23 protein-coding genes are annotated in these 20,157 nt (G+C 45.4%); 15 read left to right on the forward strand and 8 right to left on the reverse strand.

Translation table 11 applies throughout. The features are described from left to right. The first annotated feature begins 18 nt into the window (after positions 1–18). The 8 genes from dnaJ (at position 19) to OGH69_RS05565 (ending at position 8,133) form a co-directional block, all read left to right on the forward strand. Entirely contained in the window at positions 19–1,149 is a 1,131-nt protein-coding gene (gene dnaJ, locus OGH69_RS05530) for a molecular chaperone DnaJ (protein ID WP_265173456.1), read from the forward strand. A gap of 357 nt (positions 1,150–1,506) precedes the next feature. Then, positions 1,507–2,439 (forward strand): ABC transporter ATP-binding protein, encoded by a 933-nt coding sequence (locus OGH69_RS05535; RefSeq protein ID WP_265173457.1) that lies wholly within the window; start codon positions 1,507–1,509, stop codon positions 2,437–2,439. After that, positions 2,436–3,734 (forward strand): ABC transporter permease, encoded by a 1,299-nt coding sequence (locus OGH69_RS05540; RefSeq protein ID WP_265173507.1) that lies wholly within the window; start codon positions 2,436–2,438, stop codon positions 3,732–3,734. The genes OGH69_RS05535 and OGH69_RS05540 overlap by 4 nt, the downstream gene beginning before the upstream one ends. A gap of 136 nt (positions 3,735–3,870) precedes the next feature. Beyond that, positions 3,871–4,551, forward strand: coding sequence for a hypothetical protein (locus OGH69_RS05545; RefSeq protein WP_265173458.1), 681 nt, complete (start codon positions 3,871–3,873; stop codon positions 4,549–4,551). A 177-nt stretch (positions 4,552–4,728) separates the two neighbouring features. Then, positions 4,729–5,892 carry a sigma-54-dependent transcriptional regulator gene (locus OGH69_RS05550; RefSeq protein WP_265173459.1) on the forward strand — a complete coding sequence of 388 codons (1,164 nt, stop codon included), beginning with the start codon at positions 4,729–4,731 and terminating at the stop codon, positions 5,890–5,892. A gap of 4 nt (positions 5,893–5,896) precedes the next feature. Further along, positions 5,897–6,652, forward strand: coding sequence for a hypothetical protein (locus OGH69_RS05555; RefSeq protein ID WP_265173460.1), 756 nt, complete (start codon positions 5,897–5,899; stop codon positions 6,650–6,652). Between the two features lie 214 nt (positions 6,653–6,866). Continuing rightward, positions 6,867–7,523: a DEAD/DEAH box helicase gene (locus OGH69_RS05560; RefSeq protein ID WP_265173461.1), complete on the forward strand. Its 657-nt coding sequence runs from the start codon at positions 6,867–6,869 to the stop codon at positions 7,521–7,523. Continuing rightward, entirely contained in the window at positions 7,507–8,133 is a 627-nt protein-coding gene (locus OGH69_RS05565; RefSeq protein ID WP_265173462.1) for a hypothetical protein, read from the forward strand. The genes OGH69_RS05560 and OGH69_RS05565 overlap by 17 nt, the downstream gene beginning before the upstream one ends. Positions 8,134–8,179: 46 nt before the next feature. On the opposite strand, the gene OGH69_RS05570 is transcribed toward OGH69_RS05565, so the two are convergent. Further along, positions 8,180–9,571 (reverse strand): S1C family serine protease, encoded by a 1,392-nt coding sequence (locus OGH69_RS05570; RefSeq protein WP_265173463.1) that lies wholly within the window; start codon positions 9,569–9,571, stop codon positions 8,180–8,182. A 105-nt stretch (positions 9,572–9,676) separates the two neighbouring features. Here OGH69_RS05570 and dapF point away from each other — a divergent pair, with 105 nt between their 5' ends. The 4 genes from dapF (at position 9,677) to OGH69_RS05590 (ending at position 12,949) form a co-directional block, all read left to right on the forward strand. Next, complete coding sequence (gene dapF, locus OGH69_RS05575) at positions 9,677–10,462, forward strand: diaminopimelate epimerase (RefSeq protein WP_265173464.1); 786 nt, start codon at positions 9,677–9,679, stop codon at positions 10,460–10,462. Beyond that, the gene (locus OGH69_RS05580; protein ID WP_265173465.1) at positions 10,456–10,980 is read left to right on the forward strand and encodes a GNAT family N-acetyltransferase; all 525 of its coding nucleotides are present in this window, start codon (positions 10,456–10,458) and stop codon (positions 10,978–10,980) included. Before dapF ends, OGH69_RS05580 begins: the two co-directional genes overlap by 7 nt. Positions 10,981–10,998: 18 nt before the next feature. Then, positions 10,999–12,039, forward strand: coding sequence for an endolytic transglycosylase MltG (gene mltG, locus OGH69_RS05585; RefSeq protein WP_265173466.1), 1,041 nt, complete (start codon positions 10,999–11,001; stop codon positions 12,037–12,039). A 259-nt stretch (positions 12,040–12,298) separates the two neighbouring features. Then, entirely contained in the window at positions 12,299–12,949 is a 651-nt protein-coding gene (locus OGH69_RS05590) for a peptidoglycan-binding protein LysM (protein WP_265173467.1), read from the forward strand. A 45-nt stretch (positions 12,950–12,994) separates the two neighbouring features. On the opposite strand, the gene OGH69_RS05595 is transcribed toward OGH69_RS05590, so the two are convergent. From OGH69_RS05595 to dnaA, 4 genes are all read right to left on the reverse strand, one after another. Next, positions 12,995–13,390, reverse strand: a complete 396-nt coding sequence (locus OGH69_RS05595) for a hypothetical protein (RefSeq protein WP_265173468.1) — start codon at positions 13,388–13,390, stop codon at positions 12,995–12,997. 324 nt (positions 13,391–13,714) lie between these two features. Next, positions 13,715–14,428, reverse strand: coding sequence for an SAM-dependent methyltransferase (locus OGH69_RS05600; RefSeq protein WP_265173469.1), 714 nt, complete (start codon positions 14,426–14,428; stop codon positions 13,715–13,717). Beyond that, positions 14,425–14,889 (reverse strand): low molecular weight protein-tyrosine-phosphatase, encoded by a 465-nt coding sequence (locus OGH69_RS05605; protein ID WP_265173470.1) that lies wholly within the window; start codon positions 14,887–14,889, stop codon positions 14,425–14,427. Before OGH69_RS05605 ends, OGH69_RS05600 begins: the two co-directional genes overlap by 4 nt. Before the next feature lie 3 nt (positions 14,890–14,892). Next, positions 14,893–16,320 (reverse strand): chromosomal replication initiator protein DnaA, encoded by a 1,428-nt coding sequence (gene dnaA / locus OGH69_RS05610; RefSeq protein ID WP_265173471.1) that lies wholly within the window; start codon positions 16,318–16,320, stop codon positions 14,893–14,895. A 190-nt stretch (positions 16,321–16,510) separates the two neighbouring features. Here dnaA and OGH69_RS05615 point away from each other — a divergent pair, with 190 nt between their 5' ends. Then, positions 16,511–16,918: an acyl-CoA thioesterase gene (locus OGH69_RS05615; RefSeq protein WP_265173472.1), complete on the forward strand. Its 408-nt coding sequence runs from the start codon at positions 16,511–16,513 to the stop codon at positions 16,916–16,918. A 3-nt stretch (positions 16,919–16,921) separates the two neighbouring features. On the opposite strand, the gene OGH69_RS05620 is transcribed toward OGH69_RS05615, so the two are convergent. Beyond that, on the reverse strand, positions 16,922–17,530 hold the full coding sequence (locus tag OGH69_RS05620; RefSeq protein ID WP_265173473.1) for an IMPACT family protein: 609 nt from the start codon (positions 17,528–17,530) through the stop codon (positions 16,922–16,924). Positions 17,531–17,621: 91 nt separating this feature from the next. On the opposite strand from OGH69_RS05620, the gene OGH69_RS05625 reads away from it, so the two are divergent. After that, entirely contained in the window at positions 17,622–18,014 is a 393-nt protein-coding gene (locus OGH69_RS05625) for a hypothetical protein (RefSeq protein ID WP_265173474.1), read from the forward strand. A gap of 6 nt (positions 18,015–18,020) precedes the next feature. Continuing rightward, entirely contained in the window at positions 18,021–18,368 is a 348-nt protein-coding gene (locus OGH69_RS05630) for a hypothetical protein (protein WP_265173475.1), read from the forward strand. A 58-nt stretch (positions 18,369–18,426) separates the two neighbouring features. Here the strand turns inward: OGH69_RS05630 and OGH69_RS05635 are convergent, their stop codons facing one another. Together OGH69_RS05635 and ribD are read right to left on the reverse strand one after the other, a co-directional pair. Then, positions 18,427–19,044 carry an HAD-IA family hydrolase gene (locus OGH69_RS05635; protein ID WP_265173476.1) on the reverse strand — a complete coding sequence of 206 codons (618 nt, stop codon included), beginning with the start codon at positions 19,042–19,044 and terminating at the stop codon, positions 18,427–18,429. Continuing rightward, positions 19,022–20,113 (reverse strand): bifunctional diaminohydroxyphosphoribosylaminopyrimidine deaminase/5-amino-6-(5-phosphoribosylamino)uracil reductase RibD, encoded by a 1,092-nt coding sequence (gene ribD, locus OGH69_RS05640; protein WP_265173477.1) that lies wholly within the window; start codon positions 20,111–20,113, stop codon positions 19,022–19,024. The genes OGH69_RS05635 and ribD overlap by 23 nt, the downstream gene beginning before the upstream one ends. Between the last annotated feature and the right edge of the window lie 44 nt (positions 20,114–20,157).

A 20,157-nucleotide genomic window follows, 5' to 3' on the forward strand; every position in this document is an offset into this window, starting at 1 on the left:
CCGTTAAAACAGACAGAGATGAAAAAAGATTATTACGAAATACTGGGAATCGAAAAAGGCGCGACTGCGGAGCAGATAAAGAAGGCGTACCGCAAAAAAGCCATCGAATACCATCCTGACAAGAACCCGGGCGATAAGCAGGCCGAGGAAAACTTTAAAGCGGCTGCGGAGGCTTATGAAGTGCTTAGCGATGCCGACAAGAAGGCACGTTATGACCAGTTTGGCCATTCTGCTTTTGAAGGCGGCGGCGGATTTGGCGGCGGTGGCATGAACATGGACGACATTTTCAGCCAGTTTGGCGATATATTCGGCAGTGCGTTTGGTGGTGGCTTCAGCGGAGGATTTGGCGGCGGTTTTGGCGGCGGAGGCGGCCAGCGCAGGATGAAAGGATCCAACCTTCGCATTAAGGTAAAGATGACCCTTGAAGAGGTTGCCAATGGGGTTGAAAAGAAGGTAAAGGTAAAAAGGAAGGTACAGGCCAAAGGTGTTACCTATAAAACATGCCCAACCTGTAATGGTGCCGGACAGGTAATGAAGGTGACGAATACAATTTTGGGCAGGATGCAGACGGCTACTGCGTGCCACCATTGTGGCGGTACCGGCCAAATAATAGATTCAAAACCTGGCCAGGCCGACGCTCAGGGCATGATATTGGAGGATGAGACGGTATCGATCAAGATACCTGCCGGCGTGGTGGATGGTATGCAGTTGAAGGTAAGCAATAAAGGTAATGATGCGCCGGGCAGCAACAGCATTCCGGGCGACCTTATCGTGGCCATTGAGGAAGTTGAGCACGAAACACTGAAGCGTGAAGGCGAAAACCTGCACCTCGATCTTTACATCAGTTTTGCCGAAGCAGCACTCGGAACGTCGAAAGATATTGACACTGTGAACGGTAAAGTGAGGATAAAACTCGAGGAAGGCATCCAGTCGGGCAAGATTTTAAGGCTAAAAGGCAAGGGAATACCAAGCGTGAACAGTTATGGTACGGGTGACCTGCTTGTGCATGTAAATGTCTGGACTCCAAAGACTTTGTCAAAAGAGCAGCGACATTTTTTTGAGAAATATCTTACAGATGAAAACTTTATTCCGCAACCGGAAAAATCCGATAAATCTTTTTTTGAAAAAGTTAAGGATATGTTTTCATAATTTAAGAAATTATTATACATTTGAAATTCACTAGGTAACTAGTGGATTTTTCTTTTTCATAGCAATTTTTCCCATCCTCATCGCAAGATAAGGGTGGGTTTTTTTATGAAACAGCTAAAAGTAGTTTTACCCTACCTGAAAAATAAACTTTTTTTAAAAATAATTTCATCATTAGTTTTTGTCGGTTCCCTAAAATACCCTAAAAGTATCTTTTTAAGGAGATTTTGCGGCCCGTGTCATATGATTTTAGGGTATATGTCATGCGATTTTAGGGGTTGTGTAAGGCGACATTATGAACTTTTTCCGTCATTATTCACCATATATTGGTATTTTTACGATCACAATCAATAAAACGGAATGGAACCAATTTTAGAAGTAAGAAATGTTGTAAAGCAATATGGTGACTACACCGCGCTCAACAGCGTTTCGCTACAGGTACCGCGCGGCAGCATTTACGGACTGCTTGGCCCCAACGGCGCGGGGAAGACCTCACTCATACGCATCATCAACCAAATCACCATGCCCGACAGCGGCGAAGTTTTCCTCGATGGCGAAAAGCTGGCCCCGCACCACATCAGCCACATCGGTTACATGCCGGAGGAACGCGGCCTTTATAAAACCATGAAGGTGGGGGAGCAGGCATTGTACCTGGCCCAGCTCAAGGGCCTTTCTAAAAAGGAAGCCAAAGCCCAGCTCGAATACTGGTTCGAAAAGCTGGAAATACAGGGCTGGTGGAACAAGAAGATACAGGAACTCTCCAAGGGGATGGCCCAAAAGATACAGTTTGTGGTAACGGTGCTGCACCAACCCAAATTGCTGATATTCGATGAGCCGTTCAGCGGGTTTGACCCGGTGAATGCCAACCTGATCAAGGATGAGATACTCGGCCTGCGCGATAAGGGCGCTACCATCATCTTCTCGACGCACCGCATGGAGAGCGTAGAGGAAATGTGCGACAACATCGCCCTCATCCACCAATCCAACAAGCTTATTGAGGGCAACCTTATCGATGTGAAGAAACAGTACCGCAGCAACACTTTTGAAGTGGGCATCGCGCCGGGCAACATAGAGCAATTCTTTGCCGACATGGCGCTGAACACCCCATACACGAGCGAGAAGGCCAGCTTCAGGACTCTTGACGACGAACTGAAATTGCAGATAACCGTTCCGAAAGGCGCGACCCCGAAAGAGCTGTTGCAATACCTTATGAGGCATGGCGACGTGACCTACTTTGTAGAGAAGATACCGAGCGTGAACGATATATTCATCCAAACCGTAAGCAAAAGATAATGAGCCTTTCCCTGATCATAAAAAGAGAATTCAACGCCAAGGTGCGTAACAAGTCATTCATAGTGATGACGTTCCTGAGCCCGATGCTGTTTGTCGCCATGGGCTGCCTCATTGCTTACCTGACCAGCGTGAACAACGACGTAGTAAACAAAGTCGCCATTCACGATGCCAAAGGCTGGCTGCATGATGAGCTGAAAAGCACCGACCACCTGAAATATACCGACCTCTCGGCTATGCCACTGGAGCTGGCGAAAAAAGAGGCTTCGGAAAGTTATGAAGGGTTTGTATACGTTCCGGCTGTAGACGACATTACCCAGCTGACCACTAAGGTAGAATACCTTTCGAACGATACTCCGAACCTTGAGCTGGTGGGGAACATTGAAGATGCCATCGATGATAAAGTGACAAGGCACAACCTGAAGGTGCTCAACTTCGACTATGAAAAGATTGAGCAGGCCAAAGCGGAAGCAAATATCCACCTGAGCAAATTTTCAGGCGAGGAAAGCCATAAAGAAGGCAGCTACCTCAAAATGGGCCTCGGCGCCGCGATGGGCTACCTTATCATGATGTTCATCATCATTTATGGCAATATGGTTATGCGCAGCGTGATAGAGGAAAAAACCAACCGCATCATTGAGATAATCATCTCTTCGGTAAAGCCTTTCAGGCTGATGATGGGCAAGATCATCGGGACATCGCTAGCGGGGGTTTTGCAGTTCATCATCTGGGCTGTCCTCGGGGTTAGCTTGTTTTTGCTGCTCACGATGGTTTTTGACATAAAAGTGGGTGCTGCGGCAAATACGGCGGCTGTGCAACAGGCTTCTCAGGAGGCCATGAGCGACGCGCAGTTGTATTTTAGCGAGTTCACCAAGCTGCCGCTAGCCACAATGTTCACAGGATTCCTGGTATATTTCATAGGCGGTTTTTTCCTGTACAGCTCCATTTATGCGGCAATCGGCGCGGCTGTGGACAGTGAGACCGACTCGCAGCAATTCCTTTTGCCTATCATCCTTCCGCTGATGCTTGGCGTTTATGTAGGCTTTTTCAGCGTAATCAGCGAACCCCATGGCACGGTGGCAACCGTATTTTCCATGATACCGCTTACCTCCCCGATAGTCATGCTGATGCGTATACCGTTCGGCGTACCGTTGTGGGAAATCCTTTTATCGGTAGCCATATTGTTTGCGACATTTTTCGGGGTAGTGTGGTTCGCGTCTAAAATATACCGCATCGGTATCCTGATGTATGGCAAAAAGCCAACGTACAGGGAGATATTCAGGTGGCTGAAATATTAGAGTCATTCGTCCAGAAAAATAGTGTTAACTGCATAAAAAAATAACAGTATATAATTCTTTGTTGATCTTGCAAAAGTGATTTCTGTAATTAGAGTAAACGTACATAATAGAAAGAAAACTTCTTAAACCACGGATTATGGATAAATATTTTAGAAAAGCAATTTGGCTTTTAATGTTATTATTGTCTATATCATTCTATGCTCAAAAAGACGTCACGCAATTTCTTGACATACCTGTTGATGGTTTTAAAGCTGAAATGGTTCAGAAATTAAAATCTAAAGGATTTGTAAAAAATCGAGATGAAGATGGTATTTTAGATGGAGATTTCAATGGTGTAAAGGTTAAGATAAGCGTTGGGACGAATAATAATAAGGTTTGGCGAATTGCAGTTATAGATGTCAATCCCACAAACGAGACAAATATCAAAATTCGATTTAATAATCTAATTCAACAGTTTCAGAATAACAAAAGATATTCACCTCAGTCAGATACGACGATAGCAAAATATATAATTCCTAAAACTGAAGATATTTCTTACGAGATGTCAATAAAAAATAAACGATATGAAGCTGTTTTCTATCAAAAGTCAATAAAACATGACTCTTTGATTAAAGAAATAGAATTGCTTATGAATAAAAGTTCTCTCAATGAAAAAGAGAAACAGAGATTGGAAGATTTAAATGTTGAAATATCTTATGAGTCATTGAATAGTCTCAATAAGACAGTTTGGTTTTTGATTATTGAGGATTATGGTGAATATCGTATAGCGATGTTTTATGATAATGAGTATAACAAAGCTAATGGTGAAGGGCTTTAATCACAAAAGCCCTTAAAAAAATATATTATTTATTCGTATTAATCTTCGGCTAATAATAGTCTTTGCTAAATATGACTAATTAAATACCAAATTGTCAATTTGGAAAATATAATTATATAAAATAAATTTATACAGATTGGCAACAGAAAAGCCAACAGAAAATAATAAATACAAAGAATGTCCAAAATACTCATAATAGAAGACGAAGCCGCCATCCGCAGGGTGCTGGGCAAGATACTTTCTGAAGAAAGCGATACCTACAAAGTAGAGGAAGCCGAAGACGGGCAGTCAGGGCTTGAAAAAATTAAGAACGATGATTACGACCTGGTGCTGTGCGACATCAAGATGCCCAAGATGGATGGCGTTGAGGTACTGGAAGCCGTTAAGAAGATAAAGCCCGAGATACCGTTCGTGATGATCTCGGGGCATGGCGACATAGAGACCGCCATCAATACGATGCGCCTCGGGGCTTTCGATTACATATCGAAGCCGCCCGACCTGAACCGCCTGCTCAATACCGTTCGCAACGCGCTTGACCGCAAGGTGCTTGTGGTGGAGAACAAGATGCTGAAAAAGAAGGTAAGCAAAAACTACGAAATGGTAGGCAGCAGCGAACCCATCAACCATATCAAGGAGATCATAGAAAAAGTAGCGCCAACCGATGCGCGCGTGCTGATCACCGGGCCAAACGGAACGGGTAAGGAACTCGTAGCCCACTGGCTCCACGAAAAGAGTGAGCGCGCTGCTGCGCCTTTCATCGAGGTGAACTGCGCAGCCATCCCGTCGGAACTTATAGAGAGCGAACTTTTCGGCCATGTGAAGGGCGCTTTTACCAGCGCGGTGAAAGACCGTGCGGGCAAATTTGAAGCCGCGGACAAGGGTACTATATTTCTTGATGAGATAGGCGACATGAGCCTGCCTGCACAGGCCAAGGTACTGCGTGCCTTGCAGGAAAACATGATACAGCGCGTAGGTGCCGAGAAAGATATTAAGGTAGATGTGCGCGTGGTGGCGGCAACCAACAAAGACCTGAAAAAGGAAATTGCCGAAGGGCGCTTCCGGGAGGATTTGTACCACCGCCTTGCCGTAATCCTGATAAAGGTTCCGGCGCTCAATGAAAGGAGGGACGATATCCCAACCCTCATCAATCACTTTGCCGAAAAAATTGCCTCGGAACAGGGCAGCGCGCCGAAGAAGTTTGCAGCGGATGCGATAAAGCTGCTGCAGGAATATGACTGGACGGGCAACATCCGCGAGCTGCGTAACGTGGTGGAACGCCTTATCATCCTTGGCGGAAGCGAAATATCGGAGACCGACGTGAAACTGTTCGCAAGCAAATAGCGAGATGAAAAGCACAGCCTTATACGTGTTTCTTTTGTTGCTTTTGGCGAATGCCGCGATGGCGCAGGATTACCTGGAGCAGATGAAGCGGTATGACCTGTCGAAAGTCATTAACCCCGACAGCATTAGCGACGACAGCCGCGAAATGGTTGAGCATGTCGATCCGCATGGCTTTATAGGCGACAATTTTCAGCGCTTCCAGATTCATTTTACCTCATTCAAAAAGAGCAAGGCCAATCCGTTGGTATATGAGGTAAAAGGCAAGACAAGGGTTAAGGGGAATGTATGCAGCTTTACGGGAGCCATTGAAATTACTGCGGCAGGCTATGACGGTTCGCTTCAGGAGTTTATGGATCCGGATTACAAAGGTATCTCTCTAATAAGCGCTGTAACACTTTATGAGGACAAGTCCGGGGCAGGGTCGGGTGTCATTAAAGGGACATTGGTTACCGATGCCGTTTTTAATGGTAAGGACAAACCTGAATACAATGCGCTCATGCTGATGTCCGACGGTTACAGGAATAACCAGTTTACCGGAGAGTGGACCAGCTATAAAACGGGCTTATCTAAAAAATGCAACTGGGGCGACTACAGGATACCCGAAAGCGGCGACCTCGACTGGGGTGCTGGAGAGTTTATGGTCAATGGGAAATTTAAAGGCAATGGCTGGGAGAGCTATTATGATGCCTATTGCTGCAATCCCGACTGGCCTGAAACGATAGCCGCCAGGAAGAAGGAAGCCGAGGAATGGTGGAAGTGAGTAAATTTGAAACAGATTATTATAGTACGTAACGTGCGGTCATTGCGAGGAGGCACGACGAAGCAATCTTTCCTTGCGAACACAGAGTTTGAAGCGTCGCTTCACTATGTGCGTATATGCCTCTCTCAGGTGACAGCTATGAATCCTATGTTTCTATGTGGTTAAATTTGACAGCATAAGGAATTTGTTGAATTTGTTGGCTAAAAAAAAGTATATGAAATTAAAAAAGATACATCCGGGCCTGGCACAGTCGCTTGAAGAGGCCGGCCTTACGGAACCTACAGCATTACAGAAGGAAACCTTCGGCACCATAAAGAGCGGTGTCGACCTTGTGCTTTCGGCCGGACCGGAAGAAGCCAAGACGACCACTATGGTGATCCATGTGATCCAAAGACTGGAAAAGGAATTCCAGGAGTCGCCGCGCGCCCTCATTTTTGTAAAGGACAAGGCAAAAGTGCTTGAAGTAATGGAGATGTTCAAAACCTACGGCGACCATACCGACCTTCGCGTGTACGGCGTGCATGATAAAGGCGACATTGACTATGACAAAAACCAGATATCGCTGGGTATTGATGTGCTGGTGGGGACACCGGTACGACTGGCCGAAATGTTTTCGTCTGCCGGATATGACATCAACCAGCTGAAAATGTTTATCATTGACGACGCCGATGAGATACTAAAGCTACGCCATGATACCCGCATTGAGAGGATATCGAACGGCATTGCCAAAACCCAGCGCCTGTTTTTTACCAATACCATTACCGACAGGGTGGAATCGCTTGCCGACAGGATCATGATCGAACCATTGTTCTATGAGTTTGACGGGGAGGAAGAAGAGGAAGATTGGGAAGAGGATGAAAGCCGGCAATAATACGTTTAAAATTTATACGCCTGTAAAGAAGTTTTACCCGAAAGGTAATCTTGTGGGATATTTAGCATCTTTCTTTGGTATACTTGGCATCTTAAGCTGTATCATTTCCCGTATAACCCAAAGTGATATAGCTTTGATAATTGGATTGGTGTCTACGACCTGTATGCTACTGATTTTTATTGGCTGCATTCCTTTGGCTATTAGCGCAACATTTCGTTATCAAACACTTCCCGGCGATTTAAATGGTAAGGTTACATTTAATATAGATGACATAACCGTAAATGATAAATTGTTTGAATTAGATAAAATATCAAAAATTACGTTTTCCCTAGTTGATTATAAAGGCCTATATATTGGGCGCCGCGGAGGGCTAGACGGCAGGAAGTCACAGGGCATAGAAAATACATTCAGCCTGTATATAAATGATAATGAAATAACGTATCAATTCCAACTTCTTTATAAAGGCCAAATCAAAGAGATAAGGGAGCAACTCATTCAGTATCACCTTGCAGGCAAACTCCATTTTTTGCATCTCACTGATCTTTTAGAAATTACTAAGTATGAGGAAATCCAGGAGTTTAAGCAGCAATTGCCCACAGGCTTAAAATAATAAAGCCCCCGCATAGCGGGGGCTCGTTATTTAAACTCATAAGGCATTATATCAAAAACTGCACGATCCTGCCGGCTTTCGTCAGCATTTCCACGCGTATCTTCTGGTTGGGCCTTTTGTTTTCCAGCACTTTGGATACGCTTTCAATATCCATCGCCTTCATGTTCCCGATGCGCAGGATGATGCCGTCCTTCAGCTCGTCATAATACGGCATCCATTCTTCATCGGTAATTTCCTTGATCTTAACGCCGTAATCTATTTTCAGTTCTTTCTTTTCGGCATCGGTTACGTCTTCCAGTTCAAGGCCGTCATAGGTAAAGCTGTTGATTTCGTTCTTAGACAGTTTTACCGGTATAGTCATAATTTTGCCATTGCGGTTTACGGCCACTTTTACAACGTCGTTAGGGCGTTTGGTCACAATGGATGCGTTGATGTCGGCAAAGCCGTTGATGTCTTTATCTTCGATCTTTACGATGATGTCGCCTTTTTTAATCCCTGCTTTCTTGGCCCCCGACTCGGCAATCACATCATTCACGTAGAAGCCTTTGGTCTCGTCAATGCCCAGGTCTTTGGCGAGGGCGCTGTTCAGCTCGCCGCCTTTTACGCCAAGCGCACCGCGCTGCACATTCCCAAACTGCATGAGGTCTTCAATTATTTTCCTTGTAATGTTGGAAGGTACGGCAAACGAGTATCCCACATAGGAGCCCGTCATCGAAGAGATCATGGTGTTGATGCCCACCAGTTCGCCGCGGGTGTTTACCAGTGCGCCGCCGCTGTTTCCGGGGTTCACGGCCGCATCGGTCTGGATGAACGATTGTATGCCGTCCTTGCTCAGGTTACGGGCTTTCGCCGAAACGATGCCTGCCGTTACGGTGCTGGTAAGATTGTACGGGTTACCTACGGCAAGCACCCATTCGCCCACCTTGATGTCGTCGGAATTGCCGAATGTGGCAAACGGAAGCTTGTCTTTGGTCTCGACCTTTAGCAGGGCAATGTCCATTTTGGAGTCGGTTCCCACAAGTGTTGCCTTATAGGATTGGTTATTGTTTAGCGTCACCTCAAGCTCGGAAGCATTTTGTACCACGTGGTTGTTGGTCACGATGTAGCCATCCTCGGTGATGATGACCCCGGATCCGGTACCCACCTGCTGGTACTGCTGCCCGCCGCCACCCGACCCGAACATGAAGTCCCACGGGCTGGCTGCCCTTGTTGCATAGGACGTGTTCTTAACGTGGACAACGGTGTGCACGGCCTTGTCGGCAGCCGCGGTAAAATCAACCGGGTTGGCACCGTTATAGCTAACGTTGCGTGTATAATTTTCAGGAGCTATTGATAAGGCAGATGAGGGTGTGTCGTTATCAAATACCAATTTGTAAGCTCCAAGGGTAGTGGCGCCGCTGAGCAGCCCTACAAGCAATAAGCCTGAAATTTTTTTCATAGTGAAACAGTATTTAATTTTTATTGATAAAACATATAGTGATGCGGTTGGGCCGCCATCAGGGATGTCATTAATATTCGTACTTTTGTGGTAATAATTGCAGCAATGAAACTTACATTCCACAAATACCAGGGCACGGGCAACGACTTTGTGATGGTAGACAACCGCGATAACATATTTCCCAAAAATGATACCAAACTCATCGGCCACCTGTGCGACCGCAGGTTTGGCATCGGTGCCGACGGGCTGATACTACTGGAGAACGACGATGTCACCGATTTTCGTATGGTGTATTACAATTCCGATGGGAATGAAAGCACCATGTGCGGGAATGGGGGCAGGTGCATTGTGGCCTTTGCCAGTGCGCTCGGCCTAATTGAGGACGAAACGGAGTTTACCGCCATCGACGGCCGCCACCACGCAACCATTGCTGATGACGGCACGGTTTCACTGCACATGAAGGACGTACATACAGTTTCGGTATATGAAAATTATGTGTTCTTAGACACCGGATCACCGCACCATGTGGAACTTGTAGACGACCTGCAGGGCCTCGACGTGAAAAAAGTGGGCGCCAGCATCCGCTACAGCGGGCTATATGGTGACAAAGGCTCCAACGTAAATTTTGTAATGCCTGCGGGGACTGACAAATTTGCAGTGCGTACCTATGAGCGCGGGGTAGAAGACGAGACACTCTCCTGCGGTACAGGGGTTACCGCTGTGGCCATTGCCATGAAAGTGCTGGATAAGGCCGGTGCCAATGCCATAAAACTGGAAACGCCCGGCGGGGAGCTGGAGGTGTCATTCGTGCAGCAAGAGGGCAAACAGTTTAAGGAGATTTACCTGAAAGGGCCTGCAACGTTTGTGTTTAACGGCGACATCGAATGGTAACCCTCACAGGAAATACCATTTACCTTAGGGCGCTCGAACCGGAGGACCTCGAATTCATATACCGACTGGAAAACAATGAACCCATTTGGGAGGTAAGCAACACGCAAACCCCATACAGCCGCTTCCTGATACGGCAGTACCTCGAGAATGCCCACCAGGACATTTATGAGGCAAAACAGCTGCGGCTGGCCATTTGCAAAAAGGACAGCTTTGATGCCATTGGGCTGATTGACCTCTTTGACTTCGACCCTGTGAACCAAAGGGCAGGTGTGGGCATCATTATCGAAGAGGAAGGCAACCGCAATTCAGGCTTTGGGAAAGAGGCACTGGGCTTGCTGATCGGCTACGCTTTACAAAAATTACAACTACATCAATTATACGCAAATATTGATCCTGCAAATGTTGCAAGTGTATCGCTTTTTGCTAATTTTGGCTTCCAATTGGCAGGTATAAAAAAGGACTGGCTCAGGAGGGAGAACACCTATCATGACGAAGCATTGTACCAGCTTATCCGTTAACTTTAAAATTATATTACCTTGAAATTAAGAAAGATAATCGGCATCTTTTCGCTGGTTGTGGTTACCGCCGGAACCATTTACGGCTATATATTGTATAAGCAGATATTTTCTGCCAATACTAAATTCAATGATGACCGTGTAGCGGTGTTCATCCCCACCGGCTCTTCTTTTGAAGAAGTGCAGAAACTGGTAGCGCCTTACATTGAAGACATGGACAAGTTCAATGCTGTGGCCGACAAGAAATCCTATCCTGATAATATCAAGTCCGGTAAGTTCATCCTGAAAAAGGGAATGAATACCAACGACATCATCAACTCGCTGCGCCAGCCGGTAACGGTAAACATTTCCTTCAACAACCAGGAGACCCTGCAAAGGGCAGTGGGCCGCATTGCACAGCAAATCGAGCCGGACAGCCTGGCATTGCTAAAAGCATTTACAGATAAGAAATTCCTTGATGAGAATGGCTTTACCGAAGACAATGTACTGAGCATCATGATCCCGAATACTTACGAGTTTTTCTGGAATACATCAGCAACGAAAGTGAGGGACAAGATGGCAAAGGAATACAGGAAATTCTGGACTCAGGAGAGGGAGGCCAAAGCCGCAGCGCTCAACCTTACACCACTACAGGTATCTGCACTGGCTTCTATAGTACACAAGGAAACTGCGAAAGCCGATGAGAGACCGCGTGTGGCCGGTGTATACCTGAACCGCCTTCAAAAAGGCATGAAGCTCGAAGCCGACCCAACTGTTATCTATGCCATCAAAAAGGAGTCGGGTGACTTTGACCAGGTAATTAAGAGGGTTTTATACAAGGACCTTGTGATTGACTCTCCTTATAATATGTATAAATATGAAGGGCTGCCGCCGGGGCCTATCGCGATGCCCGATATTACTGCCCTCGATGCAGTGCTCAACCCTGAAAAGCATAACTACATTTATTTCTGTGCAAGCGTGACTAATTTTGGCTACCATGAGTTTGCCGTGACAGCTGCCCAGCACGAAGTAAACCGACAAAAGTACGTTGCGTGGGTGGAGAAAATGGGAATTAAGAGGTAAAAACCTTACAGAATATTATAACAAATCCCGGTAAAAAAGTTTTTTTTCCGGGATTTTTTTATGCTGTGGATAGCGAAAAAGAATGACCGCTAAACTCTTTGTTTAGGGGGAGTTAGGGTTAATTTCTTACTTAATTTACATACATAACGTTTTGTTAAAACGGGGTTAAAACATAAGTAGTTGTAAATCAAGTGTATATTTTGAGTATATTTGCGGCTGTGAAATTCATGAGGTGACAGATCATGAGAAAAAACAACAAATGATAAAGAAATGGGCATACTTTTTAGGTTTAACCTTATTCATCACACTAGTTAGTTCAGGCTTCAAAGTTAAAGAAGCGAAACAATTCGGTAAAATCGATGGCTTTCATTTAGCCGATAACGAGATTACCACCTATACGGTTCCAACGGTAGACGAAACAGTACATGTTAACCTTCGTTTCCCCTTCACCGGAAAATCATATACGGGATTCAAGCAGGCAATTGCCATAAAAGAATCACAGGGCCTTTACAAGCTTGTTAACCGCTACGGTTACATGGGTAAATACCAGTTCGGCAAATCAGCGCTTCGCGCCCTTGGCATTACCGATACAAAAGCTTTCCTTAACACTCCGCACATACAGGAACGCGCTTTCAGGGCACTGCTTTCAAAAAATAAATGGGAGCTCCGCAATGAAATAAGCAAATATGACGGAAAGGTCATCAGGGGAGTCCAGATTACGGAATCCGGGTTGCTGGCTGCGGCACACCTTGCAGGCGCAGGGTCTGTAAAAGCCTTTTTGAAAAGCAATGGAAAAAATGGGTTCCGTGATGGTTTCGGGACTTCACTGAAAAGCTATATTAAGCGCTTTGGAGGTTACGATACATCGGCCATCATTGCCCATCCCGAACCAAAAGTAAAACTGGATTAAAAAACCGGTCGAGGATAAAAAAATAAGCCCCTGCATCGCGGGGGCTTATTTTTTTGCGTTCTCAAACTGCTTTTCCATTTGTGAAAGCATTTCGTTTTGTTCTCCAATTAATGCCTTTATCTTACGTTGTGACAATAGAGTATTTGAGGATTTGATCCTAACGAATTTTTTCTCGGAAAGGTGTGTTGCATGGTTTTTCTTTAATTGTTTAAGAAATTGGCCGTAGGTCATATCTTCAGCCAGTTTCTCGTCCTGGCTGTCATGCAGCATCAGGTATTGGGTGACAGCGTTCTGCAGGTTTAAGGATTTTTTCCTAACCTCCCTGAAACTCAATAATAAAACTTTTTTCCTGCTGTTGTCCTTGTTGTTTTTATTTATGAAGTAAGTGATGAGTGCAACAAGGAACACCCCTGCGATTAAGATCTCCGGTATGTAAGACATAATATAGATGCTTTGTTGGAGCGCTAAATTATGACAATATTTATCAAATGATTTATGTAGAAGGTTAGGAATTTAATAACTTTTTAATTTTTTAGGATTTGCAATCAATTGCCGTGTATGATTTTATTTTAACAAAAAAATATAGTATTTATTTTAATTATCCCTATTTTTTTACGTAGGTAATTACTTGCTAATTATTATTGCTTGTTTTATTTCAATATTGGTCGGATTAGTAATTTTTCTGCGTTACAGTGAGGACTAAAAATTCACTTATTCCTAACCTGCCGTTAATCTTTTTTGGCAAGATTCTTTCGGAGTTATAGCCTAAAACTTATGGATGATGAAAATACACGGCCTGTTGTGCAGGTCGGCTTTTTCCTTTTTCCACTGGGCAATAGTTTTGGTCTTGATATATTCGGTAGGGAGGGTAATGTCTGCCGCAATGCACAGGTGTGTGTTAGGCTGTAGTGTGTTTACAATATCTTCCAGGAATTTGTTGTTCCGGTAGGGTGTTTCCATAAAGATTTGCGATTGACTTTTATCCTGCGAAAGCTTTTCGAGGTTTTTCAGCGCGCTTTTCTTCTCGGATTTGTCAATCGGAAGGTATCCGTTGAACGCAAAGCTCTGCCCGTTCATGCCCGATGCCATCATGGCCAGCAGGATGGAGGAGGGGCCTGTCAGCGGAACTACCTGAATGCCTTTTTCGTGGGCAAGCTTTACAATAACCGCACCCGGGTCGGCAACGCCGGGGCATCCCGCTTCCGACATTAACCCTACATTTTTCCCTTCAAGGCACGGCTTTATGAAGCCTGAATGTTCTGACGGCTCGGTGTGCTTATTAAGAACCGAAAGCTTCAGGTCGGGTTGTTTTTTTGTGGGAAGTATTGCTTTAATGAAACGCCTGGCGGTCTTTTCGTTTTCTACAATATAATGGTCGATGAACTCAATGGTGCGTGCCACTGTTTCCGGAAGTACCTGTTTCGGGTCGGCGTCATCACCAAGCGGCACTGGGATCAGGTAAAGCTTTCCTAAGGTCATGCGTGTTGTTTTATGAGTTTTTCCGCTACCAGTTCACAGGCTTTATCCAGCATGTCATATACTTTGTCAAAGCCTTTTTGCCCGCCATAATAAGGGTCGGGCACATCAATGCCCTGCCCGGGATATATCTCGTCCATCATCAGCTTTACTTTGGCCTTTGCCGCAGGATTGGGTGCTAACCGGGTAACATCTCGCAGGTTGGAGCTGTCCATGACATAGATATGGTCAAACTCGGTAAAGTCAGATTGCCTGATCTGTCGTGCTTTCTGGCAGCTGATATCCAGCCCGCGGTTCTTGGCAGTAAGTACCGACCGCTCGTCGGGCTGCTGCCCGGCATGCCAGTTTCCTGTGCCTGCGGAGTCGACAAGGAATTTATCTGCAGGTAGTTTGGATTGCAGGATGCCTTCTGCCAAAGGAGATCGGCAAATGTTCCCGAGGCAAACCATCAATACCTTAACCATTTGTTATATGGATAATTTCTTGTTGATGTCGTCTACAAATTTCCTGAACTGTTTGTCGGTAGTCACAAGGTTGTCTACCGTTTTGCAGGCATGCAGTACGGTTGCGTGGTCACGGTCGCCTATCTGCGAGCCAATGTTGGCTAATGATGCCTTGGTAAACTTCTTGGCAAAGAACATGGCAAGCTGCCTGGCCTGCACCACATGGCGCTTCCTGGTCTTGGATTGCAATGTGTCCACATCCAGCTGGAAATAATCAGATACTACTTTTTGTATGTAATCGATGGATATTTCGCGCTTTACATTCTTCACGAACTTTTCCACAACGGTCTTTGCAAGCTCAAGAGTAACTTCGCGCTTATTGAATGATGACTGGGCTATCAGCGATATGATGGCGCCTTCCAGTTCGCGCACGTTGCTCTTGATGTTCTTGGCGACATACTCAATGATCTCATCAGGCATTTCCACACCGTCACGATATAGTATGTTGTTAAGGATGGAGATCCTTGTTTCATAATCCGGCTGGTGCAGCTCGGCCGAAAGCCCCCACTTAAAGCGGGAAAGCAGTCGCTGCTCTATGTCCTGCATGTCAACAGGCGCCTTGTCGGATGTAAGGATTACCTGCTTGCCGTTTTGGTGCAGGTGGTTGAAGATGTGGAAAAACACATCCTGTGTACCCGTCTTGCCCGAGAGGAACTGGACATCGTCAATGATAAGCACGTCTATCAACTGGTAGAAGTGGATAAAGTCGTTGCGCGTGTTCCTTTTTACGGAGTCGATATATTGTTGCGTGAATATTTCGGCAGAAATATACAGCACGGTCTTTTCAGGGTATTTGTCCTTTATTTCAATGCCTATGGCGTGGGCGAGGTGTGTTTTGCCCAAACCTACACCGCCAAATATAAGGAGTGGGTTAAATGATGTACCGCCCGGTTTATTGGCTACGGCCAAACCTGCCGAACGCGCCAGCCTGTTGGAGTCGCCTTCGAAAAAGTTGTCAAAGCTGTAGTTGGCATTCAGTTGCGACTCGATTTTGAGGTTCCTGATGCCCGGGATAATGAAAGGATTTTTAAGTTCCGGATTCTTGTTCTGTAACGGTACGTCAACCTCCTGGGGTTTTACCGGCGAGCGATGGGCGCTTGGCAACTGCTCCGTAAAAGGCTGCTTGTTGCCATAAGTGTTTTCCATCTTGATTTTATACAGTAACTTTGCTCCGTTTCCGAGTTCTTTGGTAAGTGCGACCTTGAGTAACTTTACGTAATGCTCCTCCAGCCACTCATAAAAGAATTTGCTGGGTACTTGTATGTACAAAGCGTTATCGGCCAACTCAACTGCCTTTATCGGTTCGAACCAGGTCTTGTAGGCCTGATCCTGTATATTGTCTTTTATGAAAACAAGACAGTTGTCCCATACCGATTGCGCAGTTTTTGTCATACACACTGAATTTTAGATGTTTATAAAAGGTTGTCTTACAAATTGGAAAGAATGATTTTTCAATCCGTTCGGGAGAACAAATATGGAGACAAAAAATTGTAAAAAAAAATTGTTTCCGTATTGATTTTTCTGAAAAAAAATTGTAAGCATAATTTAGATTAATTTAATACAAAATTAACATTTTTACTTTATGGATTTTCACGAATTTAACGTACGTGTCAGGTATGCCGAAACCGACCAGATGGGAGTGGTTTACCACGGTAATTATGCGCAATATTTCGAAATGGGTCGGGTTGAATGGCTTCGAAATCTTGGAGTTAGCTATGCCGACATGGAAAAAGGCGGCATTATGCTGCCGGTAGTGTCGCTGACTATGAACTATAAAAAACCGGCCCGGTATGACGACCTTCTGCGGATTCGTACCATTATGAAAAAATTAACATCTGTTAAGATAGAATTTGACTACGAAATATACAACGAAATAGGCGAGTTATTAACAACGGGGAATTCCGTTCTTGTATTTGTAAGCATGGAAACCGGGCGCCCTGTTTCACCGCCTGATTATATTGTTGAGAAGGTAAATTCAATCAAAAAATAGTTTTCAGCCTGCTTGGCGGAATGATACCCCATACAAATTACCAAATGCCTCTTCGACAGACGGGGCATTTTTTTTGCGGGTGCTTATTACGATTTCACAATCCATTTCCATCTTTTGTGAAACGATCCCCAGGTTCTTTTCCTTTATCACGCGCATTACCTTATTCATGTCCTGGTAGCCGAATTTTACGGTATAATGAACGTCTATGGTTTTCTCCACGATTTCAGATGCTTCGAGCGCTATTTGCGCGCCGGTTCTGTAAGCCGAGATAAGACCGCCCACACCCAGCTTTATGCCGCCAAAGTAACGTACCACCACCACCAGTGCATTGGTTACGCCAAACGACTGTATCTGCCCGTAAATGGGCATGCCTGCAGTATTGGAGGGCTCGCCGTCGTCATTGGCACGGTAGTATATCGTATCTGTCCCCAGTTGGAAAGCATAGCAGCAATGCCCCGCTGAGCTGTGCCTTTTACGCACCTCTTCGAGTATGGCTTTTACCTCTTCTTCAGTGCTTACGGGGAATGCCTGACTAAAAAACTTGCTGTTCTTTTCCTTGAACAGGATTTCTTCAGATGGTGAGGCAAGGGTTTTGTAAGTGTCGTTTTCCATAGGGAGGGCAAAGGTAAAAAGTTTTTTAGTAGCAGTCGCAGTTTTCGGTTTGAAAAGGAAAAATGAGTATACTTGTGGTAATTTTGTGTTTATGAAAATATTCTGGTTGTTATTGTTTTTCTGCGGTTTTGCTTTTGGCCAGGAGAAGCCGTGCGGGCGTGAGATAAATGAGCAGGAGATTTTGAAAATAGCCAAAATAGCTGCCCAAAACTATGAATATGCCGAGGAAGATTATGAGATACTTTCGTCGGTTTCCGGGATGATGTCAGGGCTGTTTGGGCCGGACTTCGTGTTCGATATGAGGATTTTTTCAAGGACAAAGAAAGAGATAGGCTTTATCATCTACGGTCAGTTTGATGACGGGAAAATAAAGGAGCTAAGCTGTTATCTCTTTTCAGGGGAGTGGCTGCCCGGGACACGTTACCTGTTATTGTATGATATTGCAACCGATGAGATGGTTGCGCCGTTGACGAATGAGAAATGAGTAGTGATGAAATCTAAAACGTTTTATATAAAACTACAGCCACATTTCAGGCTATGGGTTGATCTAAAAGACAAGATTGCCTTTGAAGCAGCATTGTATGAAAGGAATATTCCATTTCATATTGATGATAACCAATCTACAGTTGGCAGCGGCATCCGTTATTTTTTTTCTGACAGATATAGTGGCTTGGTTGATGATGTCGTGAAGAGTACAGCAATAATCGCTTGTGCCGAAACTATACCGTCCGCCAATTATGAAATAAGTAGGAAGGTTAACAGGTTGTACATAATCATAGCAGTAGTTATGGTGCTATTGTTGATTATTGTTACTTTGATTGTAGAAGTGCGTGAGTAAAGTTGGAAGTCCGCCTCTAAACAGTGTTCGCTGTAGACTGACTGTGACTGAAAACTAACTACACTTCCTCCTGGTTAATGATCTTTTTGTCAAAAAGTTCTACCACATCCTCTTCGCCCGCCTGCAGGTTCCAAACCTGGAAGCCTAAGGCTTCGGCGGCGTCGGTATTGAATTTCTTATCGTCGACAACCAGTGTCCGCTTTGGCTGTATGTCGTGGTTGTTGATAAGGTAATTGAAAGCTTCTGCCTCGGGCTTGCGGTAACCTATCTCGTGCGAAAAATAAATCCGTTCAAAGCACTGGTAAAAATCACTGTAGAATGATGCCCCCGCATCCTGCTCGAATTTTTCCATGTGTATAGGGTCGGTGTTGCTCAGGAGAAATAAGCGGTAGCTTTCGGTCAGCTTTTGCAGGAATTCGAGTCGGTACAGCGGAAAATCGCCAATGCCTCTGTTCCAGGCATCCTTTATTTGTTGCAGGGATGCATTGTCGGTGTACGGCTGCAGGCCTTTCAGGAAATCTTCTTCATCAATCTTTCCGGTTTCCAGTTTTTTCTCAAGTTTTTCAAGGTCATCATTCCAGTCGTGCAGCCCGAGTGCGGCAAGCGCCTTGTCTTTGGCTTCGCTGTCCTTGTTTAAGAATACATCACCAAAGTCAAATATTATCGTGTTGATCATAATTCCTGAAAATTAAAAGTTCATCATCCTGTATATGCTGCCTTGTTATAGGAACGGAACCTAAAATCGGTGCCTTAGTCCCATCGTTAAAAACAGCCCTGCCTTTAAATACCCTCGCTTCGTCCCAAAGCCCGGCATCTATGAAGGTTTGCAGTGTTTGCCTGCCGCCCTCCACGATTACCGAAAGCAGGTTGTGCCTGTGCAAAGCTTCCATGATGGCCTTTGGCAGGTTGCTGTCAAAAGGGACATTTTCGTAAAGCAGGTTCTCTAAGTTAGTCAAATCCGTTTTTTCCGTCAAGACAATTGTCTTTATTTTTTGATTTTTAACAGAATGATCGCCAGATATTCTTCCTGTACGGTCAAGTACAATGCGCACCGGGTCCGGCCCGGTCCAGTCGCGCACATCCAGTTGTGGGTTGTCGTCCAGCACGGTTTGTGTCCCGACAAGTATTGCAGCTTCCTCACTGCGCCATTTGTGCACCAGCTGGCGCGAGTAGCTGTTAGTAATCCACACAGGTTTCTTTTCTTCCCGTGATCCGGCAACCGAACCACCAAATGATTTTTTGGATGGGCTCAAAAAACCGTCCGCGCTTTCGGCCCACTTTAATATTACGTACGGGCGCAGCTTTTCATGGAAGGTAAAAAATCGCCTGTTGATCTCACGGCATTCCTTTTCCAGTATGCCAACGGTCACTTCCTTCCCGGCCTCACGCAGCTTTTTGATGCCGTTGCCCGCTACTTTCTCATTTGGGTCGACAGTACCTACAATGATGTTTTGTATTTGCCGGCGGATGATCAGGTCGCAGCAGGGTGGCGTTTTGCCATGATGGCTGCAGGGTTCCAGGCTCACGTACAAAGTCGCTTCGGGGATAAGGTGCCTGTCGGCTTCGGCTACCGAATTGATGCAGTTGACCTCGCCATGCGGTCCGCCGTAAGGGGAGGTGTGGCCTTCGCCGATGACCCTGCCCTCATGTACCAGCACCGCACCGACAGATGGATTGGGCATTGCGGCCCGCAGTCCGTTTTGCGCCAGCTCCAGGCAGCGCTGCATGTAAATTTCGTGGTTCACTTTATTGTTGTTTTATCCACCGTAGCGACGTGGCATGCTACGTC

The organism is Flavobacterium sp. MFBS3-15 (assembly GCF_026107645.2).
GTDB lineage: Bacteria > Bacteroidota > Bacteroidia > Flavobacteriales > Flavobacteriaceae > Flavobacterium.